Here is a 21,740-nt window from a genome sequence, read left to right on the forward strand (position 1 = left end):
TGTAAATGAGTTTTTTCGACAGAAAAAGTTTTTTATCTCTCCGCAGTCAGACAATCATTGCAAATTTTCTTATATATAATGAAGAGAAAAGGTTGTCCAGATTGGGAGTGGAAAAATGAAAACGTATGAATTGTATTTAATTCAAGAGGATATTGCGAAAGCTTATTTTGGTCGTGAATATTTGTTTTTTGATTTATTTGCTCGATTTTCAGAATCTGGGTCCCTTTCGGAGAAAAAAGTGTTATATAAGCAAATGATGTATATAACGATGCCATTGCAAGTAATGAAAATTCATCATAAATTAGAACAAGCTTTGCGCGTTCTTGGTAAATATGATAGAACACATCATACACATACACTTTATACGGGAGCGGAGTACGGCGAAATAATGGTGAAACCGCACTATATTCGTATGAATACCTCTGGAAATGTCTCTATGGAAACAACATTCTTTGAGGTGTTAAGAAAGTGTGAATTAACATTTTTAGCTATGGATTATGAAAATACAAAGTACGGATGGCTGAATCCTCTAAAACAAGTACGAACATATGTGTAAAAAATGTCGAATTGTATCTTGTCTTATTGAAAAGGTTTTAGTACACTGTAAGGTAGACAACATGAAGGAGGAAAATATATGCCAATTTGGTTAGGTATTCTAGTGGGCGTAGTAGCACTAGTAGCAGGCGTGGCGTTAGGATTTTTCATTGCCCGCAAATATATGATGAATTACTTACAAAAAAATCCACCAATTAACGAACAAATGTTAAAAATGATGATGATGCAAATGGGACAAAAACCTTCCCAAAAGAAAATCAATCAAATGATGAGCGCAATGAACAAGCAACAAATGAAATAAGCGCTAAAAGACACTCGCTAAGAGTGTCTTTCTTTTTGTTAGTTATAGTTTTTAAAACTTTTAAAAATTCTGTATTTTTGGTAAACTGAAAACATCGCTCATTTTAAGGGAGGAGGAAAAAAATGAAAGTGTTTATGAATTTAGCGTGGTTTTTTAAACAAGAAAAACGAGCGTACATAACTGGAATTATTTTATTGTTTGGCGTTGCACTTTTAGAACTTGTAGCACCAAAAGTAATTGGAATCGTTGTAGATGAAATTAATGATGGAACATTGACGACCGATAAGTTACTAAAATGGGTTGTACTATTAGTAATTGTAGGCATTACGATGTACATATTACGTTACATATGGCGTATTATGATTTTCGGGTCTTCGTTAAAATTAGCTCGCCAATTACGAAAAAATTTATATGAACATTTTACAAAGATGAGTCCATCTTTCTATCAGTCAAATCGAACAGGTGATTTAATGGCACATGCGACCAATGATATTCAAGCGATCCAGCAAACTGCTGGAGCGGGTGTTTTAACGCTTGTTGATTCATTAGCTGTTGGGGGATGTGTACTCGTAGCGATGGGTTTTACAATTAGTTGGAAGTTAACATTGTTAAGTTTAATTCCGATGCCGATTGTAGCCATTTCGACAAATTATTATGGAACGTTATTACATAAAAGGTTTCATAAAGCACAGCAATCGTTTTCGGAAATTAATGATAAAGTGCAAGAGAGTATGAGTGGAATGAAAGTGATTCGATCGCTTGGACAAGAGAAAGAAGATTTGCAGGCGTTTCGAAAAAAATCAGAAGATGTTGTGCATAAAAATGTGTTAGTTGCACGTATTGATTCGTTATTTGATCCGACAATCGCTCTTATCGTTGGATTTTCTTTTTTAATTGCAGTATGTTACGGATCGGTATTAGTTGTAAGAGGTGAATTAACAGTAGGTGATCTCGTTACATTTACGACATATTTAGGTACCCTCGTTTGGCCAATGTTAGCGTTTGGATGGTTGTTCAATATTATGGAGCGTGGGCGTGCTTCATATGACCGTGTAGAAAAAATTCTTTCACAAAAATCAGATGTAGTAAATAGAGAAAATGCTGTACATACGATAGCGAGCGGTAATGTTTCGTTTGCCGTTGATTCATTTTCGTATAAGAAAAATGAACTGTTACATTTAAACGATATTCACTTTGATTTGAAGAAGGGCGAAACGCTAGGAGTTGTAGGACGTACAGGTGCAGGGAAAACGACTTTATTAAAATGTTTAATCCGTGAGTATGATCATTTTAATGGTGAATTAAAAGTTGGGGAGCGAGATATTCGAGATTTAACACTTCATGGTGTCCGTTCTGCTATTTCATATGTGCCACAAGATCATTTTTTATTTTCAGCAAGTATTGGTGAGAATATCGCCTTTGGAAAGGCGGATGCTACATATAATGAAATTACCCAAGCTGCAGATATTGCTTGTATTCATAATGATATCCTCCAATTTTCAGAAGGATATGAAACAGTAGTAGGGGAAAGAGGCGTTTCGTTATCTGGTGGTCAAAAACAGCGAATCTCTATTGCTCGTGCTTTATTAACAAATGCTGAAATTTTAATTTTGGATGATTGTTTATCAGCAGTAGATGCAAAAACAGAAGAGACGATTTTAAGTGCCTTAAAGAGGGAAAGAGCAGGGAAAACGACGATTATTACTGCACACCGATTAAGTGCAATTCAGCATGCCAATCTTATTCTTGTTGTTGATGAAGGTAGAATTGTACAAAGAGGTACACATGAGGAATTAATGAAGGAAAACGGCTGGTATAAAGAAATGTATGAAAGTCAGCAATTAGAAGCTTTAGTTGAGAAAGGAGGCGTATGATGGTAGAGAAGAAGCGAAGTGATTTAAGTAGATTGCTTTCTTATATGAAGCCATATAAAGGGTTGCTATCTTTAGCGTTTATCTTTTTAGTTGGTGCGACAGTAACGGAAATGATGGGGCCTTTTTTAATTAAACAATTCCTCGATGAACACCTAGTACCGCGGGATTTTGAACGATCAGCACTCGTTACTTTATTTGTAATTTACATAGTTGCTCATTTATTAAAAGTATTATTTACGTATTTAAATCTATTGTACTTTCAGAACATTGCTTTTAAGATTGTTCAAGATATGCGAGTTGAAGTATATGAACATGTTCAAAAGCTGTCATTAAGTTTCTTTGATCGTACGCCAATTGGTACGCTCGTATCTCGTATAACGAATGATACGGAAGCGATTAAAGATTTTTATGTCAGTGTATTATCAACATTTGTGAAAAATGTAGTCTTTTTAGTAGGTATTTTAATAGCGATGTTTTTATTAGATGTAAAATTAGCGTTATTTTCTCTCGTATTAATTCCGATAATGTTCGCGATTATGGTATTATATCGCCGGAAAAGTGCAGCTTTTTATTTAGAAGTACGTAATCAACTAAGCGTGTTAAATGCAAAATTGAACGAGTCCATACAAGGAATGAATATTGTTCAAGTGTTCAGACAAGAAAAACGTATGAGAAAAGAGTTTGAAGAAGTGAATAATAAACATTATAGTGCAGGGCGACGTACTTTGAAGTTAGACGCATTACTTTTACGACCAGCTACGGATTTAGTACATATTGTAGCTATTGCGTTAGTACTAGGTTTATTTGGGATTGATGCTTTAAAGAGCCCTGTTGAAGTAGGAGTTTTATATGCTTTTGTTAACTATATACATCGTTTCTTCCAACCTGTAAATGAGATGATGATGAAATTGTCCTTTTTCCAACAGGCACTTGTTTCGTCATCACGTGTATTTCATTTAATGGACGAGAAAGATTTAGCACCGGTTCAAAAAGGCAATGAGAATCCTCAAGTTGTGGATGGAGATATTGAATTTAAAAATGTTACTTTTTCGTATGATGGAAAGCGTGACGTTTTAAAAAATGTATCATTTCACGTGAAACAAGGGCAAACGGTTGCTTTTGTTGGGCATACTGGTAGCGGAAAAAGTACGATTATGAATTTGTTAATGCGATTTTATAATCTTAAGTCAGGAAATATTGTAATAGACGGTGTAGATTTAGAAAAATTTGAAGAACGAGAAATTAGAAAGAAAATAGGACTCGTATTGCAAGATGCATTTTTATTTGCTGGAAATGTAAAGCAAAATATTCGTATGTATAATGAAGAAATTACGGATGAAGAAGTAAAAGAAGCTGCTCGATTTGTGCAAGCGAATACGTTTATTGAAAAGTTACCAGAGCAGTATGAAACAGAAGTAGTAGAAAGAGGTGCAGCATTTTCAAGCGGTCAACGACAATTAATTGCTTTTGCTAGAACTATAGCAACGAATCCGAAAGTATTAGTATTAGATGAAGCAACAGCTAATATCGATACAGAAACAGAAGAGGCTATTCAAACAGCGTTGCAACAAATGCGAAAAGGTAGAACGACGATAGCCATTGCGCATAGGTTATCTACAATTCAAGATGCAGATCAAATTTTTGTGATGCATGATGGAGAGATAGTAGAAAGAGGAACACATCAAGAATTACTAAGTGAGCAAGGTTTGTATTATAATATGTACTTGTTACAAAATAAAGGGAGTTTGCAAAAGGCCTTGTAAATACAAGGTCTTTTTTATTTTGTATACAAAATATATTTACTCTTTGTTTCTATAGCATAAATGTCGTGTCCTCTTATGAAATTTGTACATATTGTATGTATACGAAGTAAAAAAATTGATAGGGGATTTTATATGCAAAACAGATCGAGTTCAAATGTTACGTTTATTGATGTGTCTCATTGGGAAGGGAATATTGATTGGAATGCAGTGAAGGCATCTGGAATTCCAGCAGCGTATGCAAAAGCGACAGAAGGTGTAAATTATATTGATCCTACTTTTACTAAAAATGTACAAGCAGCCCGAAGTGCGAATGTATTAATTGGTGCATACCATTTTGCACATCCAGAACAAAATGATGCAATTTCAGAGGCGAAATATTTTGTGAGTATATTACAAAGTAACCAGACAGACTTAATGCCAGTTCTGGATTTAGAATCACCAAAAGATCCGAGTAATAGTAATTTAACTGGTAGCGCTATATCGAATTGGGCAAGAAGCTTCATAAATTATGTGAAACAGGCTACTGGAAAAGATGTAATGTTATATACAGGAGTTTGGTATATTAATGAGTTCGGAATTAGCGGATTAAGTGATATTCCACTTTGGATTGCTAAATACTCTAGTACACCGCCTGCTGATGCTGGTGGATGGACAGCGTGGACAGCATGGCAGTACACAGATTCTGGACAAATTTCAGGTGTAGGAAATTGTGATGTATCAGCTGCAGTTTCACTAGAAGCTTTACAAGGGAATGGAGCAAGTGGTGGAGGGAATGTTTCTCCGCCTAATAATGCAACTCCAGTGTACGGGGTTGCTATAATTAATGGAGATAATGTGAATTTGAGAAGTGGACCATCTTTGCAGTCTAGTGTAATTCGCCAATTGAATCGTGGCGAAACATATGAAGTTTGGGGAGAACAAGATGGATGGCTTTGTTTAGGGACAAATCAGTGGGTATATAATGATCCGAGTTATATTCAGTATAAACATTATGTGGCGACTATTACTGGTGATAATGTAAATTTACGTGACGCTCCATCATTAAAAGGAAATGTTATAAGACAGTTACATCATGGTGAATCGTATCGAGTATGGAGTAAGCAAGATGGATGGCTTTGCTTAGGGACAAATCAATGGATATACTACGATCCAAGTTATATTCAGTATGGTGTACAATAGAGTGAAAATAAAAGGTGCCCCGTCAGAGGTGCCTTTTATCCCGCATTAACTGGCGGTAAGACCCCCACCTCAAAATTCAGCGGAAGCAAAGAAGTTAGGGGGGATCAATTGCCAGTAAACGCCCGATTGGTTCAACTAATAATCAGTGGGGAAGGAACAAAACCCCCACTGATTAAAGTTTCACTTTATTAAAAATATACAACTTTTACAAAGTCTATATCGAAACCATAGTATACTATAGTAGATATATTTTAAAAAAATAATAGAAAATGAAATAAAGGGGTAAAAATATGAATTATGTGCTAATAGGTGCGGTTTTAATATTATTAGCTGTAGTATTTGTGCTGTTTTATAAAAATAAACAGTTAGAATCAGAGAGTCAGCAAGTAGAATTTGAAAAGAAACAAGCAATTGAAACGTATGAAAACGAAATTGCAGCTACGGTGATAGAGCATAAAGAACAACAAAATAATTTAAAAAATATGGAACAGAAAAAATACAATGATTTACAAGTAAGTGCAAATAGAGAAATTGAAAATATGCGTATGATGAAAAATCAATTAGCTATGCAGCATAGTAAAGAACGTAGTGAAATGCAAAATAAACATAATAACGAAATACATATGTTTCAAAAATTAATTGCAAATTTACGAGAATATACTAAAAACGGTGCTGAAATGAATACGTACGAAACATTACATTATATGAAGCGAGGATTCATAGAGCAAGGCATCATATTAGATGCTGAATTTCAAGTCATGCCGAATGTTTTTATTAAAAATAATAGTGAAATAAACGATAATAGAATCCATCATCTCATCTTGTGCAAAACTGGTATTTATCTACTGGAGACGAAAGAATGGAACGAGAAATTAATTCATGGTTTAACGAAAGAAAATGCTGGTATATATTCATTTATGATTGATGAAATGGGTAAGTATCAACAAGAAGTTGAAAAAGAAGAGACATTTGAATATATAGTAGGTAAAGATTCGTCAACTATGCAAGTGAAAAATGAAGGAAATCCAGTATATAAGGCGAAGAAACTATCTAAAATTTTATACAATTGTTTGAATGAAATACAGGCTAATAGTATAAAAGAAAAGGTAAAACCAGTTGTATATTTTTATAATGAAAATGGAAAAGAAATAATAGATCTTTCTAGTGAGGAAACACCTAGATTAAAAAATCGGGAGCAAATTGTAACGTTCTTCAGAAATGAAATCTTAGCAGGGAAAGTAGTATATACAGTGCAAGAATTAGAACAGATTCGAGAAATGATTAGCCGGATGAATTATATAGTGAGTTAAAAGGGGAGATCTTTCTGAACGCTATGCTACGTGGCATTTTGTATGTCTATTTTTGTTTGTATATAGTAATGTACATTCTATTTATATTCGTCATTGATATGGTCCATATACCCTTAAGTGTAAGGAGCATTTTTGTAGTATTCATACCATTTGTTTTATTAGTCATGATTCAAAGGGCTATTTTATATGTTTCTAAAAATCGTAATGAAGAAAAGAAGCAAATGTTGGGGGGGTTAATAGTAGCACTCATACCATTAATAGTGTGCACTGTACAACTAAGTGTAAATGAATATACATCAAAGTTTAATCAAAATAGATGGTTAAATCATGCAGATAAGCGGGTATATATGGTAGATGATCTATTACAAAAATATAAATTAATAGAGAAATCAAATGAAGAAATTATACAATTGTTAGGAGCTCCAACGGAAACGAGAAGTGGGGAAGAAGGAGTTACCACTTTGTATTATCTTGGGACTGAACGTGGCTTTATTCCAATAGATAGCGAACAGCTTGTTTTCCAATTTGATAGAGATGGAAAAGTCATGGAATATACGGTGCATAAAGATTAAAGAAACGTAGAGGGAAGCTATATGTTATAGCTTCTTTTTTATTTTTCAATATGTCACGGAAGGGGGAGAAGGTTTTTGAGTGGAATAAGGAATGAAAGCGGAGGTGATGCATATATATAGATGCATTGGGTGATTATTAGTCCGATTGGTGAGGGGTAATAATTAATAAGTACGGACAAAAACCCCACTCATTAAAGTTTCACTTTATCATATTGTATAAATGAAAAGGAGGTAAGACGGTGAAAGCAATCCCGACTGATGTCCTGAGTAAAGAATTGATGGAAAGAGAAGGAGTTATCTCTATTACAGTAAAGGAATTTGAAAAGATAGAAGTAGCTGGAGTGGTGGTCGCTGGTCCAGCAGTTATTTTGATTAATCAAGATTAAGTACATATCATTGAAATAAAAAGCATCCATCTAGGATGCTTTTTATTTGTATGTAAGGATAAATATGATGGATAATTGTGTTATTGGAGGGAAAGTCTGTGGCAATAATTATAACAATGTTAGTAATGGGTATTTTATTAGGATTTGTTGGAGCTGGAGGAGCTGGGTTTATTATCGCGATACTCACTTTAGTATTCCAAATCCCTATTCATGTTGCTCTTGCAACATCTTTAACTGCAATGGCATTTACGACATTATCAGGTGTTGTAAGTCATTACCGTGAAGGCAATGTTGCACTTATTATAGGCGGGATTGTTGGGGGATTTGGCGCAATTGGCTCTTATATTGGTTCTAAATTTGGTTCACTTATACCAGCACATCTTCTTCATTGGTTTACAGCTGGGATGTTATTTTTATCGGCAATTTTTATGTTTATTAAATTAATTATGTTCCAAAACAAAGAAAAGTCGTCTTTATATAAACATAAAGAGTTTTCCGTGAACTACTTGTTGAAATGTGTATGCCTTGGATTAGTTACTGGAATGATGGCTGGTTCATTTGGGATTGGTTCTGCACCGTTTATTCAACTTGGATTAATGGTTCTATTGGGACTTACGATTCAGCAATCTGTAGGGACAACAATGCTTGTTATATTACCGATTGCAATTGGAGGCGGGATAGGATATAGTTCGGAAGGATATTTAGATTATATATTGTTATTACAAGTATTGATTGGGACCATGTTAGGGGCATACATTGGCGCGAAGTTTACAAATTATGCACCGCGAACGCTTTTGAGGTTTTCGATGATTATGACACCGGTTTTAGCTGGTTGTATGCTATTGATGGAATAAAGTGAAATTATAATCAGCAGGGGGTTACTGCCTACAAATAGCGGGATAAAATTAATATAGCAAACTATTAATATATTTTACGAATGAATTATATAGGTAATTCATATTTCCCATATAAAAGGATTTGTTTTAATATTATGAGTGTAAAGTTCGAGTATTCGAAGTACTACTTGAATTATATCCCTATCCCTTTTCTAAAAATGCGAACAAGTTTTGCCCTATTCTATTCAATAGTTAATTGCATAGAAATATATTGTTCGATGACCATTATGGAACGTACATAATGGGAAAATCCCGATCCTTAAAGAGGATGCCCCTAATCTTCATGTGAAAATATGATCGGATATGAAAGCTGACCAATTTATGGTCAGCTTTCTTTTTGTTCGAAAATTATTTCTTCTTTAATTTCTGTTTGCAATAATACAGTTTTTCCAAAGCGACGTTTGCATTCCGCGCGCACTTTTTCAAGGGCTAGTAGCTGAGTAGTGGCGGGAACTGTGACAATAGCTTGGCGAGGTTTTCGATTTTCTTCACAAAAGACACATTCCACGACATAATTAGAAATCATATTTTCATCCTTCCAGTTTTAATTTCTAAGAAGGGATTGTCTATGAAGTTGATGTAACTTTTCGTCATTGTTTTATTATTTCCTCTTTTTTTTCAAGGGGAAAATAATAAAGAAGGCGAATTTTAGTAGGGGAGGGATGTTTATGGAGAGATGGATAGGTAGTGCAGCGGTATGTGTAAATGAAAGAAATGAAGTTTTAATGGTACTGCAGGGCAAAGAGGGAGAAGAAAAAAGGTGGTCTGTCCCAAGTGGAGGACTTGAAAAGGGAGAGACACTAGAAGAATGTTGTATCAGGGAAGTTTGGGAAGAAACAGGTTACAATGTGGAAGTTGTAAATAAAATATATGAAAAAGAGGGTATTACATACGGTGTTCCAGTGTATGTCCATTATTATTTTGTTAAACAAATAGGCGGTAATATGAAAATCCAAGACCCTGATGAGTTAATACATGAAATTGCTTGGAAAGGGATACATGAAGTTGAACAATTGTGTTTAGCTTTTCCAGAGGATTATGAATTGCTGTGCCAATATATAGATAAAGAAGCAAGTATGTAAATACTTGCTTCTTTAATGTATCCAAGACAAGAAAAGCGGAACGATAACTAAACTAGCGCCTGCTGTTAAAAGCATGGATAAACTTGCAATTGTTCCTTCCACAGGACCGATTTCGAATGCTTTTGATGTACCGGTTCCATTTGCGCTCGTTCCTAACATAATACCTTTTGCGATTGCTGTTTTAATACGGCAAATACGTATGAGAGAAGGGCCGAGCAATGCTCCTGTTAAGGCAGTTAAAACGACAAATACAGCAGTTAATTGTGACATACCACCAATCATTTCTGAAATAGCCATTGCGATTGGTGTTGTTACGATATGTGGCGCTAAACTATGTTCTAGTGATGAATCAATTTGAAAATAATTTGCTAGTAGTGCTGAAGTAATGACTGATAAAAACGAACCGACAATGACATTAAGTAAGATAGCCATTCCATGTTTCTTTAATAAATCAAAGTATTTATAGATTGGCCATGCAAAAGCAACTGTTGCGGGTTTTAATAATTCAGTTAACCAGTGACCACCAGATTCATATGTTTCATAAGGTGTATCTAATCCGAGCAATAAAGCAATTAAAATAATGGGACAGACGAGAAGAGGAGAAAGTAGACTCCAATTCCAGCGTTGATACATTTTTTTTGATAGCCAATATGTGAATAGTGTTAATAGTAAACAAAGAAATCCGATCATTGCGTTGATCCTTTCCGCTTTAGTAGCAATTCTGTTAAAAGTCCTGTAACTAAGGTAACGCAAAGAGTGCTAATCATAATAATTAAAATGAGATCGATTCCATATTGTGTTAGTGTATCTCTGTAACGTATGACAGCGACTGCAGAAGGGATGAAAAATAAAATAAGTTCTTTTAATAAAAAATCTGCTCCGTCCTGTATCCATTCTTTTTTAACTAGGTTAAATTTTAATGAAATTAATAATAAAAAAATACCGATTATACTTCCTGGAACTGGGAGGTGTGCCTGTTTTGCAATCCATTCACCTGTCCAAGCGAAACAAAATAGTAATAAAATTTGTCCGCTTAACTTCCACCATTTCATACAGTAACCACCTCTTTCTTTTTTTACATAAAAATTGTAAAAAAGAATTAACAATTTCTACTATACGTTCATTCAAAATATTTGTCTAATATATAAATTATATGTTATTAATATATTAGACATATTAATCGAAAGTGAAAAGGGTGTCCAAAAATGGAATTACGGCATTTGCAATATTTTGTTGTTGTGGCAGAAGAGTTACACTTTGGACGGGCGGCTGCTCGTTTACAAATGACACAACCACCACTTAGTCAACAAATACAGCAATTAGAAAAAGAAATGGGAGTTACATTATTTTCAAGAACGAAAAGAAAGGTTGAACTAACAGAAGCAGGAGAAATGTTTTTAAAAGAAGTAAAAAAGGCGTTTGAACAAATTGAAAAAGCAGTAGAAGTTGCACAGAGTGCGCAAAGGGGAGAAGTAGGATCACTTTCAATTGGTTTTGTAGGTGCGGCGATATATGATATTTTACCATCAATTGTTAGGGAATATAGAAAAAAATTTCCGAGAGTGTCTGTTGCATTACATGAATTGTCAACACCAGATCAAGTTCATGCACTTCATGATAACCGTATCGATATTGGCTTTTTACGTCCACCAATTCCAACGCAATTATTAGAATTAGAGCCAATTCAAAGGTTATCTTGCACCTTATGTTTACCAAAGGCACATCCACTTGCAGAGAAAGATGAAATACATATAGAAGATTTACGAGATGAGCCGTTTGTATTTATTACGAGACCAGTATGGCCAGCTTTGTATGATACAATTTTATCTCTTTGCAGAGAAGTTGGATTTAGTCCGCGTATTGTACAAGAAGCAACAGAGTATCAAACAGTTATGGGGCTTGTAGCAGCAGGGATTGGAATTACAGTAATACCCGTGTCGGCAAATAAGTTATATAAAACAGAAGTTGTATATAAAGAGTTATATGATTCTAATTTTGTTGCAGAAATGTCAGTGGCTTACAAAAAAATGAATAGTAATCCAGAGCTACTAGAGTTTTTAAAAATTGCAAGAGAGAAGAAAAGAATAGAAGTAGAAGATGAGCAATAGTAGTAACAGAATATGGATTTAATTCAAATTCATAAAAGTACACCTTATTAAACAATAAAGCGGAAATGCAACTTAAGTTGCATTTCCGCTTTATTGTTCTTTTTTTAGCTCGATACTAAATAGATAAACGTGTTCATTTTCTTTTAAGAGTAGATCAATACCTGTTTCTTCATCAATGGTAGGAACGCTTACAGTTTCTTTACTGGTTTGGATTACAGCAGCTAAAGTTGTTTTTTGATTGTATTTTAAATTTTTTATAGATTGGATTGTAGTAGTTGCAGAGCTATTTACGCTTGGTGGCGCTTCTTCAGGAACAAGTGTTGAACCACCTTCAATATTCAGATACCACTGCCTTTTTTCTTGTATATCTTTATCGAATTGGAAATGTGGTGGTAAAAAAGAAAGCTTTACTTTCTTTTTTGAAAAATGTGAGGTAGCTATATTAGCAATTTCTTTTGTTTTTTTACCATTGTTATAATAATCAATTGTAGCATTTATTTCATCTTTATCATTTTTAAGAGTAACGTTATAAAACATGCTATTTCCTTCTTGAAAAGGAGTCATTTGTAAAATAGAAGCTTGCTCTTTTGTTAATTTGTATGGCTCAACAACGGCAACTTCATTGTTTTTTATTTGGCTACAACTTGTGAGTAATAATAAACACAAGATTGATAGTAATTTTATACGCATGCAATCTCCTCCTTTTTACAATTATATTCTAAATGTGATTTTTTATCATTTCGTTTTCTAGGACTAAAGACTTAGAAGAAATTCCGATTGTAGTGCGATGTTTAAAATGTCATATTTTTATACACTAGTAGTATAGAATGCGTATGTAATAAGGTAGGGGAAGAATTTTATGTCTTTATGTCGGTTAGCGAGAAAAAATATTATAACATTTGCTACCAAAAGGATGAAGCAATTTATGTGGATTGCTATGAGTACTATGATTTTGTTTTTTATGATATCGTTACAATTTAATGAAGGAGCTATTTTGAAAGTAGGGAATGCATTTGTATTTCAAATGTACTTTTACACACTTTTTATTGTACTAATTTTCATATGTATTTTTACTACATATAAAATGATGTACTCCCTTTTGCATGTGAGGAGGGAGGAGTTTATATCTTATGTAGAAGAAAATATGAAAAGAAAAGAGGTACTATGTGTATTATGTCAGGAGCAATTATTCATTTATGGAGCAGCATTTGTTTTTGGATTAATTAATGGGATGCTATTTTTGAAATTATTCACGGTTATCTTTATGAAAGTCGCAGGGATACAAGGAATAAATAGTGCGCCAATTACAATATATGCAGTTGTAATTATTAGTGTAATTATGATGACTGTCGTTTTAATATCGATGATGCAATGTTATCGATTTGTTCGAAATTTAAAAGATGGAAATTCGTTGCGGTTTAAAGAAAGGGCATGAGAAATCATGCTTTTTTCTATTTTACACATAAAAATAATCATGTTACAGTGAAAAGACCTGACAAAGAATGGGAAGGAAAGGTTGTATAGAATGACAAATGAACAATCAATTGTAAAAGTCGATCGGTTAACGAAGCAAATCGGATCAAAGACACTTGTACAAAATATTAGTTTTGAAGTGAAAAAAGGCGAGGTTGTCGGTTTACTCGGACCAAACGGTGCTGGAAAAACGACTTTAATGAGAATGATGGTTGGTATGATCCGTATGACAGAAGGTGAAGTATGGATTGATGGTCAATCTGTGAAACAGCAATTCGAAAAAACAGCTGCGAAAATTGGAGCGGTAATTGAGACACCTGAATTTTATCCTTTTTTGAGCGGCTATGAAAATTTAACATATTTCGGACGAATGAATGGTAATGTGACCGAAGAACGCATCGATGAAGTAGTGAAATTGTTAGGGATGGGACAAGTAATTGATCGCAAAGTAAAAGCGTATTCATTCGGCATGAGACAACGTTTAGGAATCGCTCAGGCACTTATTCACGATCCAGACGTGTTGATACTAGATGAACCGACAAATGGATTAGACCCTAGTGGAATACATGAAATGAGAATGTACATAAAAAAAATTGCACATGAACAAGGAAAAGCTGTACTTGTATCAAGTCACTTACTTTCAGAAGTTGAATTAATGTGTGACAGAGTTATCATTATTCAGCACGGGGAATATGTGGCTACGCAAAATATTCAGCATAGCCAAAGCGAAGAGATGGAGACGATCCGTATACGTGTAGATGATGCGAATAAAGCAGCAGAAATATTAGGGCATGATGTTTTAGTAAAAGATAATGAATTACTTATTAATGTAAAAGATGAAGAAATCCCAAATGTTATTCGTACATTGCTTGAGAAAAATATTCAAGTGTATCGTGTATATGAAGAAAGAAAAACGTTAGAAGAGCAATTTTTAGAATTAACAGGGGGAAAAGATATTGTTTAATTTAGTATATAACGAACTGTATAAAATATTTAAGCGGAAGCGAACGATTATTCCATTTGCAGTTATTGCAGTATTAATAATCGGATTAGGATGGGTTACGGTAAAGTATTTTGAACCGGAAACAAAAGGATGGAAAGTAGATTATACAGAACGAACTGTAGAAATTGAGAAAAAGCTTGGCATGAAAAAAGAAGCTATTTTAGCAGAAAAATCAGGGGATGAGCTTGTAAAAGAATACCAGCTTAAGATGAAGCATTTAGATACGGATACAGCACCGGCAAGCAGTTCTCCACTTTCTTTCATGAGAGATACAGGTTTTATCGTATTTCCAATTTTGCTCCCATTTATCCTCGTGTATGCAAGTACAATTTTTGCGAATGAATATAGCTGGGGAACATATAAATTTTTAACGATACGACCAGCGAGTCGCTTTAAAATTTTAACAGCAAAATTTTTAGCAATTGTTATATTTGCAGCTTTATTATTTATATTTAATATGATCTTCTCCGCTTTATGTGGACTTGTTATTTATAAATTCCAACAGCCTGCATGGAGTGAGTTTATTTTCCAAGATGGAAATATAATAAAACAAAACATTTTTGTAGAAGCAAGTAAATATTATGTTTTATCGTGGTTACCAACGGTTGTGTACGCATCGTTTGCATTTATGATTTCTGTGTTAACGAGATCTAGTGGAGGTGCAATTGGTATTTCACTATTCCTTGCTTTATCAGGCAATATTGCGCTATTAGCAGCCACTAGATATAACTGGGCGAAATATTTATTGCCAGCAAACACAGATTTATATAGTATTTCAAAGAATGGAAGTTTTATTGATGGAGTAACATTCCCGTTTGCATCATGTATGTTGTTACTTTATTTGTTCGTATTTTTATGTATTTCATATACTGTGTTTTTAAAACGTGATTTAACTTAATAAGAAAAGCCGTTCAGGGTGCTGAGATGCACTTTGAACGGCTTTTTTTATGAGAATTGTTTAAGTGCTCTTTCGGCTAGTAAAGCAAAGTATTCTGCACTTATAGGCAGTGCCTCTTCATTAATTGTAAAAGCAGGATGATGCCATTCATGTGTACCGCTCGTTCCCATAAAGACGAATGAACCTGGTATTTCCTGTTGGTAAAATGAGAAATCTTCTCCAGCCATTGACGGACTAGGCGAGATGATATTAAGATTCATCTTTGTGGCAACTTGAGTAGATAAGTCTGTAAGAGCTTTATCGTTGTGAACAGCAGGAGGACCTGAATAAAAACGGAATTTCGTTTTTACACCTAATGCATCAGATACACCTTTAATAATACGCTCCATGAGTGCTGGAATCTTTTCACGTGTTTCAGCTTGGAATGTGCGAATCGTTCCTTCTAACGTAGCTTTTTCAGGAATCACGTTCCACGTATTTCCTGCATGGATATTTGTAACACTCACAACTGCATTATGAGATGAACTTATATTTCGGCTTACAATTGTTTGCAGTGCCATCACAATTTGAGAGGATGCGACAATAGGATCTACGCCAGCATCTGGTACAGCCGCGTGTGTACCAACTCCGTGAATTTCAATTTCAAATCGATCAACTCCGGCCATCAGTGGACCATCTTTAATGCCAATTGTACCTACTGGTAAATCAGGTTTATTATGCATGCCGAAAATCGCTTGCACATTACGTAAATGTCCAGCATCAATAACTTTGCAAGCGCCATTACTACTTTCTTCAGCTGGTTGGAATATGAAGCGAACCGTTCCATTTAGGGAAGATTCTCTTTCTTTTAATAAGAAAGCAGTACCTAAAATAGCAGCTGTATGAAAATCGTGTCCACAAGCATGCATTTTCCCTCGTACTTTAGATGCATAGGACAAATGTGTTTCTTCTTGAATAGGAAGGGCATCAATATCAGCACGAACTGCTACAATTGGTCCGTTTTTATTACCAGACACTTCAGCGATAATTCCTGTTTCTAAATTGGAATCAATGATAGTAATGTTTTTTTCTTCTAACCAATTTTTTATTGCTTTTGTTGTTTCGAACTCTTCATATGATAGTTCTGGATACTCATGTAAATGTCGACGGATGGAAATAAGTTTTTCTTTTAGTTGATTTGAAATAGATACCATGTAGTATGCCTTCTTTCTTCAGCAAAATATTTATCATAAGTATACAACAATAAAAGAGAGGATTCTCAAATGAAAATCCTCTCTCGTTTATCCCATAAAAGCCCGATTGGTTCAACTAATTAAAGTTTCACTTTATGCTGCGAATTTTTTATGCGTATGATGTTTACGATAACGTCCACGCATTGCGTATGCAATTTGCGGGATTGCAATCCCAATTAATATAAGTGATACACCGAACCATTGTGAAGATAGTACAGCCTCTTTTAAAACGAATACTGACATAATTGTTGTAACTGGTAGTTCCGCTGCACCAAGAATAGTCGCTAAGCCAGAACCGATTTTTGGAATCCCGATTGTAAAGGCAATAGATGGAATAACGATACTAAATGTTCCTAATCCTAAACCGTATTTCCAAAGACCTTGAGAAATGGCACCATTAAAAATAAATGTTGGTGGGAATACAATCATGACTAAAGTTAAAGCACCAGTCATTAAGAGAACACCGCGCGGTAATGAAGGTACTTCAACAGCAACTTTTCCGCTTACGAAAATGTATGTTGCGAATGTAACAGCAGATAATAAACCTAAAATGACCCCAGTCGTATCGAAAGCACCTACTGATTGTTCAAGTAAACCACTTGATAAAAATGTCCCTACAAGTAAGAAAATAACAGAAATAACTTTTTCTCTTGAAGGTAATGTTTTTGTTGCGACTGCTTCAATGATAATTCCGACCCAAACGAATTGGAATAAAAGAATAATTGCAATAGAAGCTGGTACAGTTTTTAATGAAGCATAATAAAAAATTCCGGTAAAACTTGCAGATGTTCCTGCAACGAATAAAAGTAATGCTTGCTTTAAAGGAACGCGACGTCTAGAAAATAGAAGTGTAATAGCAAGCAAAATAATCCAACCGAACAAATATTGGCTGCCAATTACCTCTCCAAGTGAAAATCCTTCTGCATATGCAAGCTTAACAAAAATAGCTAAAATTCCATAACTACACGCTCCTAATAAAACTAAAAGAGAATAACGAAGCATGAAAAATTCCTCCCATCTATATGAAGTTGTTCCGTATCGAAAATATATAACTAGAGGGAAGTATACAAAATTAGAAATAAAGGGTCAAATGAAAGAAAAGTATGACATTTTATAGAATAATAATAAAAGTATGATATTTATGCATAATCTTGAAATTTTTAATAGTAGAAGTATTATAAAATAAACTTTGCATTGTATAGAGATAGCATTTGAAAAAAATATTTTTTAAACCAATATGTATATAGACGTACTAGTAACGTGCTAATTATTTGAGAAACTATGTTACCTTTGTTATGGTAATAACAATTAAAGGAGTTTTATAATCCATTTGGGTTTTTTCTATATAATAGAAGGAAATGAAAACGTTTTATTAGAAACTGTGAGGAAGTGCGGTTTTTCTTATTGCCACGTTGTAAAAGTGATTTCACGAATTGTTCATAGTATTTTTATGTGTTTTTGTTACAATATTTAGGGAGAGGAGTGGAATGATGCAAGATATTAGTATTTTTTTAGCGTTTGGCGCCGGGTTCTTATCATTTATTTCCCCATGTTGCTTACCGCTTTATCCGGCATTTTTATCGTACATAACAGGTATGTCGGTTTCTGAATTGAAAGAAGAAAATGCAATGCTTCGCAAAAGAAGTATGATACATACAGCGTTTTTCTTACTTGGATTTTCAATTATATTTATTGCAATTGGATTTGGTACAAGTTTTATTGGAGGAATCTTTACTGACTATAAAGATTTAATCAGACAGTTAGGTGGTATATTTATCATCGTGTTCGGCTTAATTATTGTCGGGGTGTTTAAGCCGAAATTTTTAATGCAAGACCGTAAATTTACATTTAAAAATCGTCCAAGTGGCTATTTTGGATCAGTACTAATCGGATTAGCTTTTGCAGCAGGGTGGACGCCATGTACCGGACCAATTCTAGTGTCTGTAATTGGATTAGCAGCAACAAATCCAGAATCAGCAATGATATATATGATTGCTTACATACTTGGATTTGCAATCCCGTTTTTCGTACTGTCATTCTTTATTACGAAAATGTCTTGGATTAAAAGAAATAGTATGGCCTTCATGAAAGTCGGAGGATATATTATGATTGTTATGGGTGTCTTCCTATACTTTAACTGGATGACGAAAATTATCGTATATTTCTCAAGTTTATTTGGTGGTTTTACTGGTTTTTAGTATTATTCTGCGAAAATGTTGGAAATACTAACGGAAAAGCATATAATGAAAGTATATTTTGCATATAGCCACAAAAAAGGATGAGAAAATATGAACATAGTTCTTTTATCAAGTATCGTTGCTGTTTGTATGGCTGTCGGTGCGATGTTTATTCGTTTAAAAGCAGCTAAGAAACCTGCAACATTGAAAAAAATTATACTTCCACCATTTTTTATGAGTACGGGTGCATTGATGTATGTTTTCCCTGAATTTCGATTAACTCCAGCAGAAATGTTAGAAGCAATTGGTGTCGGTTTGATTTTCTCTATTTTTCTTATTAAAACATCTAAATTTGAAATTAGAGGACAAGAGATTTATTTGAAGCGTTCAAAAGCCTTTGTTTTCATATTAATTGGATTACTTGTAGTGCGGATTGTATTTAAAACCTACTTAAGTCAATCTCTTGATTTAGGACAACTTAGTGGCATGTTCTTCTTACTTGCGTTTGCGATGATTGTGTCATGGAGAATTGCAATGTATCGTTCCTTTACGAAATTACAGAAGGAAATGGAAAAAGAAGATGGTTTTTATAATGAAAAAGATATGAAGCTAACTTAAAAACTGTATATGTACCAAATAAAAAGACAGCGTCAAAGGCGCTGTCTTTTTTATCGAAAATAATATGAAGTTACTTTGCGAGTAAAGATCGATAGTTAGAATAATCAATCTTTTTTTCTTGTAGTTTTTTTATTAAAAATTTATGATCACGCTTTGGTGTGGCAATGATATATCCCTTAATAATTAAGTCTTGTGTAATTTGAGAGGCATTTTCTTGTAATGCAAGTTCCCCGATTTTTCCAGCAATCTTTGATTTTGCAACATCACGAAATAGTTCTGGAACAGGACTTACAAGCTCTTCTAACAATTGTTTTTGTTCATCAGCCCATAAATGTCTCGTTTTATTTATGTAGTGTTCTTCCCAATCCAAAATGGACATGCCGTCTTCTTTTGGTAAACGTTTTAGAAATTTTCTGAACATAAAGTATCCACCGATAGACATAAGCCCTAACAAAATAACCGTCCATAATACAATGAACCAACTGAACCATCCTTCGAGCAAGCATATCCCCCCTTAATGATAGCGGTTTTCTTTTATTCATATTATATACAGTGAGATTCATAGAAAGCAAGAACGCTTGGTCATTTTGACCAAGCGTTATAGTTTAAACGAAGTATAGTTGTTCAACACATAAATTATTATTATCGTCTTCAACATACTCAATAATAAGTGTGCCAACTTTACGATCTTTATCTTCAGTTGTGAAAATAGAGTAAGAAGTAAAACGTGTTTTTGATAGGCCGCTTATATGTGTAGGTAAAGAAATGTAGTCGTTATCGCGGAAGAATTCCATCAGTTCAATATCCTCAAATTCTTTTCGGTCAACTTGTTTGTTTGTATAGCGGCGTTGAAGTTGTTTTAAAGATTCATTCCAAGAAATTGCTTTTGTGTCGTATACCATTGTTCTATCTCCTTACTGTATGTAATTACTAAGAACATACGTTCTAATCTAGTATACTCTTTTTATTAGAAAAGGGAAAGCAAAAAATAATGTAAGCTTGGATTTCCAAGCTTACATTATTGATGCGTCCGTCATAATCTCTATTTTTCATTATAAGTTAGATATGAATAAGAAACAAGATGATATATATAATGTTGAGAGTTTTCAAGATTCTGTATATTATAGGTGTACTAAAGTGTAAGGGAATGAGAGGTGTGGCATACGTAATTTCACTGCAAGGGCCGATGGCTAGCGGAAAAACAACATTAGCAAAAAGGTTAGAAAAGAGAGGGTTTCGAGTTATATATGAAAATCCATATCCAATTGTAGAGAAGCGAAAAAAATTGAATTTAGATATGAATTCAAAAGTAGGGTTTATTATGAATCAAAAAATGTTTATGGAAGCAAAAATAAAGGAGTTTCAAAATGTGAAAGATTCAGTCGTAATTTTTGATCGCGGACCAGAAGACATTGAGTTTTTTACACTCTTTTATCCAACGATTATAGGAGAAGAGTGGGATATAGAAACTGAATTGAAAGATGAATTATATAAATTAAGAGCATGCCGTTCGGATGTGATTTTTTACTTAGATGTTACGAAAAAGAATGTATATGATAGAAAAAATAATGATAGAACAAGAAACAGAAGTACGTTTGCGGAGCAATTTAAATTAGTAGAAACTGAAAAAGACTGGTATAAACAATTTCCTGTAACTTATGTGGACACGAATAGATTAACAGTGGACGATTTAGAGGTATATTTTATGGACTGGTTAAAGGAGAGAGGGCTATGAAAAAAATACTTTTATTTGTATACTCAACATTTGCAGAGTTTGAAATAACAGTAGCGACGGCATTGCTGAAAAATAAATATGAAATCATTACAGCGGGCTTAACTAAAGAATTGGTTATAAGTGAAACTGGATTGCAAGTGCAGCCGCATATAGAAGTAAGTGAAGTATGTGTAGATGAGTATGAGGGGATACTTATTCCAGGTGGAGAAGAAGGACAGTTGGAAGATGCAAAACCTCTTTTTTCAATCATTCGTCAATTTCATGAACAAGAAAAATTAGTGGCGGCAATTTGTGCTGGACCGTATGCACTAGCAAAAGCAGGGTTATTTAAAGGGATTTCTTATACTGCGACTATAGATTATCAAAAATTTGATTGTTTTCCAGTGGAAAATTTCGTGTATGAAGAAGTTGTGCAACACTCAAATATCATTACAGCACAAGGGCATGCATTTGTACCATTTGGAATAGCAATTGCCTCTTATTTTGGAGTGGCAGACGAACATAATACAGATTTTTATTGTGGTAAAGGTAATGTAGTAATGGAGAAACTTTTACGAGAAAACGTGTAAAAGCTAGCA

The 21,740-nt window shown here is 34.0% G+C and carries 27 protein-coding genes; 19 read left to right on the forward strand and 8 right to left on the reverse strand.

Annotated features, from left to right (window positions below):
- Positions 1–115 precede the first annotated feature (115 nt).
- The 9 genes from sirA to ACTFR8_RS14285 all read left to right on the forward strand — a co-directional run bounded on the left by sirA (position 116) and on the right by ACTFR8_RS14285 (position 8,794).
- A complete protein-coding gene (gene sirA / locus ACTFR8_RS14245) occupies positions 116–556 on the forward strand; it encodes a sporulation inhibitor of replication protein SirA (protein ID WP_000860645.1) in 441 nt (146 codons plus the stop codon).
- Between the two features lie 78 nt (positions 557–634).
- Entirely contained in the window at positions 635–856 is a 222-nt protein-coding gene (locus tag ACTFR8_RS14250) for a YneF family protein (protein WP_001123317.1), read from the forward strand.
- A gap of 122 nt (positions 857–978) precedes the next feature.
- The gene (locus ACTFR8_RS14255) at positions 979–2,730 is read left to right on the forward strand and encodes an ABC transporter ATP-binding protein (RefSeq protein ID WP_000862450.1); all 1,752 of its coding nucleotides are present in this window, start codon (positions 979–981) and stop codon (positions 2,728–2,730) included.
- Positions 2,730–4,493 (forward strand): ABC transporter ATP-binding protein, encoded by a 1,764-nt coding sequence (locus ACTFR8_RS14260; protein ID WP_000229518.1) that lies wholly within the window; start codon positions 2,730–2,732, stop codon positions 4,491–4,493. The genes ACTFR8_RS14255 and ACTFR8_RS14260 overlap by 1 nt, the downstream gene beginning before the upstream one ends.
- A 132-nt stretch (positions 4,494–4,625) precedes the next feature.
- Positions 4,626–5,672, forward strand: coding sequence for a GH25 family lysozyme (locus ACTFR8_RS14265; protein ID WP_001181400.1), 1,047 nt, complete (start codon positions 4,626–4,628; stop codon positions 5,670–5,672).
- A gap of 290 nt (positions 5,673–5,962) precedes the next feature.
- Entirely contained in the window at positions 5,963–6,982 is a 1,020-nt protein-coding gene (locus ACTFR8_RS14270) for an NERD domain-containing protein (protein WP_144608304.1), read from the forward strand.
- 23 nt (positions 6,983–7,005) lie between these two features.
- On the forward strand, positions 7,006–7,554 hold the full coding sequence (locus ACTFR8_RS14275) for a hypothetical protein (RefSeq protein ID WP_000943749.1): 549 nt from the start codon (positions 7,006–7,008) through the stop codon (positions 7,552–7,554).
- Positions 7,555–7,793: 239 nt separating this feature from the next.
- The gene (locus ACTFR8_RS14280; protein ID WP_000644411.1) at positions 7,794–7,940 is read left to right on the forward strand and encodes a BC1881 family protein; all 147 of its coding nucleotides are present in this window, start codon (positions 7,794–7,796) and stop codon (positions 7,938–7,940) included.
- Between the two features lie 98 nt (positions 7,941–8,038).
- Positions 8,039–8,794, forward strand: a complete 756-nt coding sequence (locus ACTFR8_RS14285; RefSeq protein ID WP_000974667.1) for a sulfite exporter TauE/SafE family protein — start codon at positions 8,039–8,041, stop codon at positions 8,792–8,794.
- 367 nt (positions 8,795–9,161) lie between these two features.
- Here the strand turns inward: ACTFR8_RS14285 and ACTFR8_RS14290 are convergent, their stop codons facing one another.
- The gene (locus ACTFR8_RS14290; protein ID WP_000625226.1) at positions 9,162–9,362 is read right to left on the reverse strand and encodes a DUF3903 domain-containing protein; all 201 of its coding nucleotides are present in this window, start codon (positions 9,360–9,362) and stop codon (positions 9,162–9,164) included.
- Positions 9,363–9,504: 142 nt separating this feature from the next.
- Between ACTFR8_RS14290 and ACTFR8_RS14295 the strand changes: the two genes are divergently transcribed.
- The gene (locus tag ACTFR8_RS14295) at positions 9,505–9,918 is read left to right on the forward strand and encodes an NUDIX hydrolase (RefSeq protein ID WP_000442982.1); all 414 of its coding nucleotides are present in this window, start codon (positions 9,505–9,507) and stop codon (positions 9,916–9,918) included.
- A gap of 12 nt (positions 9,919–9,930) precedes the next feature.
- On the opposite strand, the gene ACTFR8_RS14300 is transcribed toward ACTFR8_RS14295, so the two are convergent.
- Positions 9,931–10,608 carry an LrgB family protein gene (locus ACTFR8_RS14300; protein WP_000578965.1) on the reverse strand — a complete coding sequence of 226 codons (678 nt, stop codon included), beginning with the start codon at positions 10,606–10,608 and terminating at the stop codon, positions 9,931–9,933.
- Positions 10,605–10,970: a CidA/LrgA family holin-like protein gene (locus ACTFR8_RS14305; protein ID WP_000872365.1), complete on the reverse strand. Its 366-nt coding sequence runs from the start codon at positions 10,968–10,970 to the stop codon at positions 10,605–10,607. The genes ACTFR8_RS14300 and ACTFR8_RS14305 overlap by 4 nt, the downstream gene beginning before the upstream one ends.
- 153 nt (positions 10,971–11,123) lie before the next feature.
- Between ACTFR8_RS14305 and alsR the strand changes: the two genes are divergently transcribed.
- Entirely contained in the window at positions 11,124–12,026 is a 903-nt protein-coding gene (alsR, locus tag ACTFR8_RS14310; RefSeq protein ID WP_000423235.1) for an acetoin biosynthesis transcriptional regulator AlsR, read from the forward strand.
- A gap of 90 nt (positions 12,027–12,116) precedes the next feature.
- Here alsR and ACTFR8_RS14315 read toward each other — a convergent pair whose 3' ends face one another.
- A complete protein-coding gene (locus ACTFR8_RS14315) occupies positions 12,117–12,716 on the reverse strand; it encodes a hypothetical protein (RefSeq protein WP_001220607.1) in 600 nt (199 codons plus the stop codon).
- A gap of 169 nt (positions 12,717–12,885) precedes the next feature.
- Between ACTFR8_RS14315 and ACTFR8_RS14320 the strand changes: the two genes are divergently transcribed.
- The 3 genes from ACTFR8_RS14320 to ACTFR8_RS14330 all read left to right on the forward strand — a co-directional run bounded on the left by ACTFR8_RS14320 (position 12,886) and on the right by ACTFR8_RS14330 (position 15,400).
- Positions 12,886–13,461, forward strand: a complete 576-nt coding sequence (locus ACTFR8_RS14320; protein ID WP_000050601.1) for a hypothetical protein — start codon at positions 12,886–12,888, stop codon at positions 13,459–13,461.
- A gap of 90 nt (positions 13,462–13,551) precedes the next feature.
- The gene (locus tag ACTFR8_RS14325; protein ID WP_252209663.1) at positions 13,552–14,463 is read left to right on the forward strand and encodes an ABC transporter ATP-binding protein; all 912 of its coding nucleotides are present in this window, start codon (positions 13,552–13,554) and stop codon (positions 14,461–14,463) included.
- A complete protein-coding gene (locus ACTFR8_RS14330; protein ID WP_000482759.1) occupies positions 14,456–15,400 on the forward strand; it encodes an ABC transporter permease in 945 nt (314 codons plus the stop codon). Before ACTFR8_RS14325 ends, ACTFR8_RS14330 begins: the two co-directional genes overlap by 8 nt.
- Positions 15,401–15,447: 47 nt before the next feature.
- Here the strand turns inward: ACTFR8_RS14330 and ACTFR8_RS14335 are convergent, their stop codons facing one another.
- Positions 15,448–16,593 carry a M20 peptidase aminoacylase family protein gene (locus ACTFR8_RS14335; protein WP_000253676.1) on the reverse strand — a complete coding sequence of 382 codons (1,146 nt, stop codon included), beginning with the start codon at positions 16,591–16,593 and terminating at the stop codon, positions 15,448–15,450.
- A 132-nt stretch (positions 16,594–16,725) separates the two neighbouring features.
- Positions 16,726–17,634, reverse strand: a complete 909-nt coding sequence (locus ACTFR8_RS14340) for an EamA family transporter (protein WP_100619803.1) — start codon at positions 17,632–17,634, stop codon at positions 16,726–16,728.
- Between the two features lie 322 nt (positions 17,635–17,956).
- On the opposite strand from ACTFR8_RS14340, the gene ACTFR8_RS14345 reads away from it, so the two are divergent.
- From ACTFR8_RS14345 to ACTFR8_RS14355, 3 genes are all read left to right on the forward strand, one after another.
- Positions 17,957–18,106, forward strand: coding sequence for a peptidase T (locus ACTFR8_RS14345; protein WP_071686460.1), 150 nt, complete (start codon positions 17,957–17,959; stop codon positions 18,104–18,106).
- A 16-nt stretch (positions 18,107–18,122) separates the two neighbouring features.
- Entirely contained in the window at positions 18,123–18,830 is a 708-nt protein-coding gene (gene ccdA, locus ACTFR8_RS14350; protein WP_001152676.1) for a cytochrome c-type biogenesis protein CcdA, read from the forward strand.
- A 90-nt stretch (positions 18,831–18,920) separates the two neighbouring features.
- Positions 18,921–19,427, forward strand: a complete 507-nt coding sequence (locus tag ACTFR8_RS14355; protein WP_001028440.1) for a CcdC family protein — start codon at positions 18,921–18,923, stop codon at positions 19,425–19,427.
- Between the two features lie 70 nt (positions 19,428–19,497).
- Here the strand turns inward: ACTFR8_RS14355 and ACTFR8_RS14360 are convergent, their stop codons facing one another.
- Together ACTFR8_RS14360 and ACTFR8_RS14365 are read right to left on the reverse strand one after the other, a co-directional pair.
- Complete coding sequence (locus tag ACTFR8_RS14360; protein ID WP_000889373.1) at positions 19,498–19,929, reverse strand: DUF2621 domain-containing protein; 432 nt, start codon at positions 19,927–19,929, stop codon at positions 19,498–19,500.
- 103 nt (positions 19,930–20,032) lie between these two features.
- Positions 20,033–20,329 (reverse strand): hypothetical protein, encoded by a 297-nt coding sequence (locus tag ACTFR8_RS14365; protein WP_000262400.1) that lies wholly within the window; start codon positions 20,327–20,329, stop codon positions 20,033–20,035.
- 245 nt (positions 20,330–20,574) lie between these two features.
- Here ACTFR8_RS14365 and ACTFR8_RS14370 point away from each other — a divergent pair, with 245 nt between their 5' ends.
- Both ACTFR8_RS14370 and ACTFR8_RS14375 read left to right on the forward strand, forming a co-directional pair.
- The gene (locus ACTFR8_RS14370; RefSeq protein WP_100619802.1) at positions 20,575–21,162 is read left to right on the forward strand and encodes an AAA family ATPase; all 588 of its coding nucleotides are present in this window, start codon (positions 20,575–20,577) and stop codon (positions 21,160–21,162) included.
- Positions 21,159–21,731 (forward strand): DJ-1/PfpI family protein, encoded by a 573-nt coding sequence (locus ACTFR8_RS14375; RefSeq protein ID WP_100619801.1) that lies wholly within the window; start codon positions 21,159–21,161, stop codon positions 21,729–21,731. The genes ACTFR8_RS14370 and ACTFR8_RS14375 overlap by 4 nt, the downstream gene beginning before the upstream one ends.
- Positions 21,732–21,740 lie beyond the last annotated feature (9 nt).

The organism is Bacillus cereus group sp. MYBK15-3 (assembly GCF_051916765.1).
Classification (GTDB): Bacteria; Bacillota; Bacilli; order Bacillales; family Bacillaceae_G; genus Bacillus_A; species Bacillus_A cereus.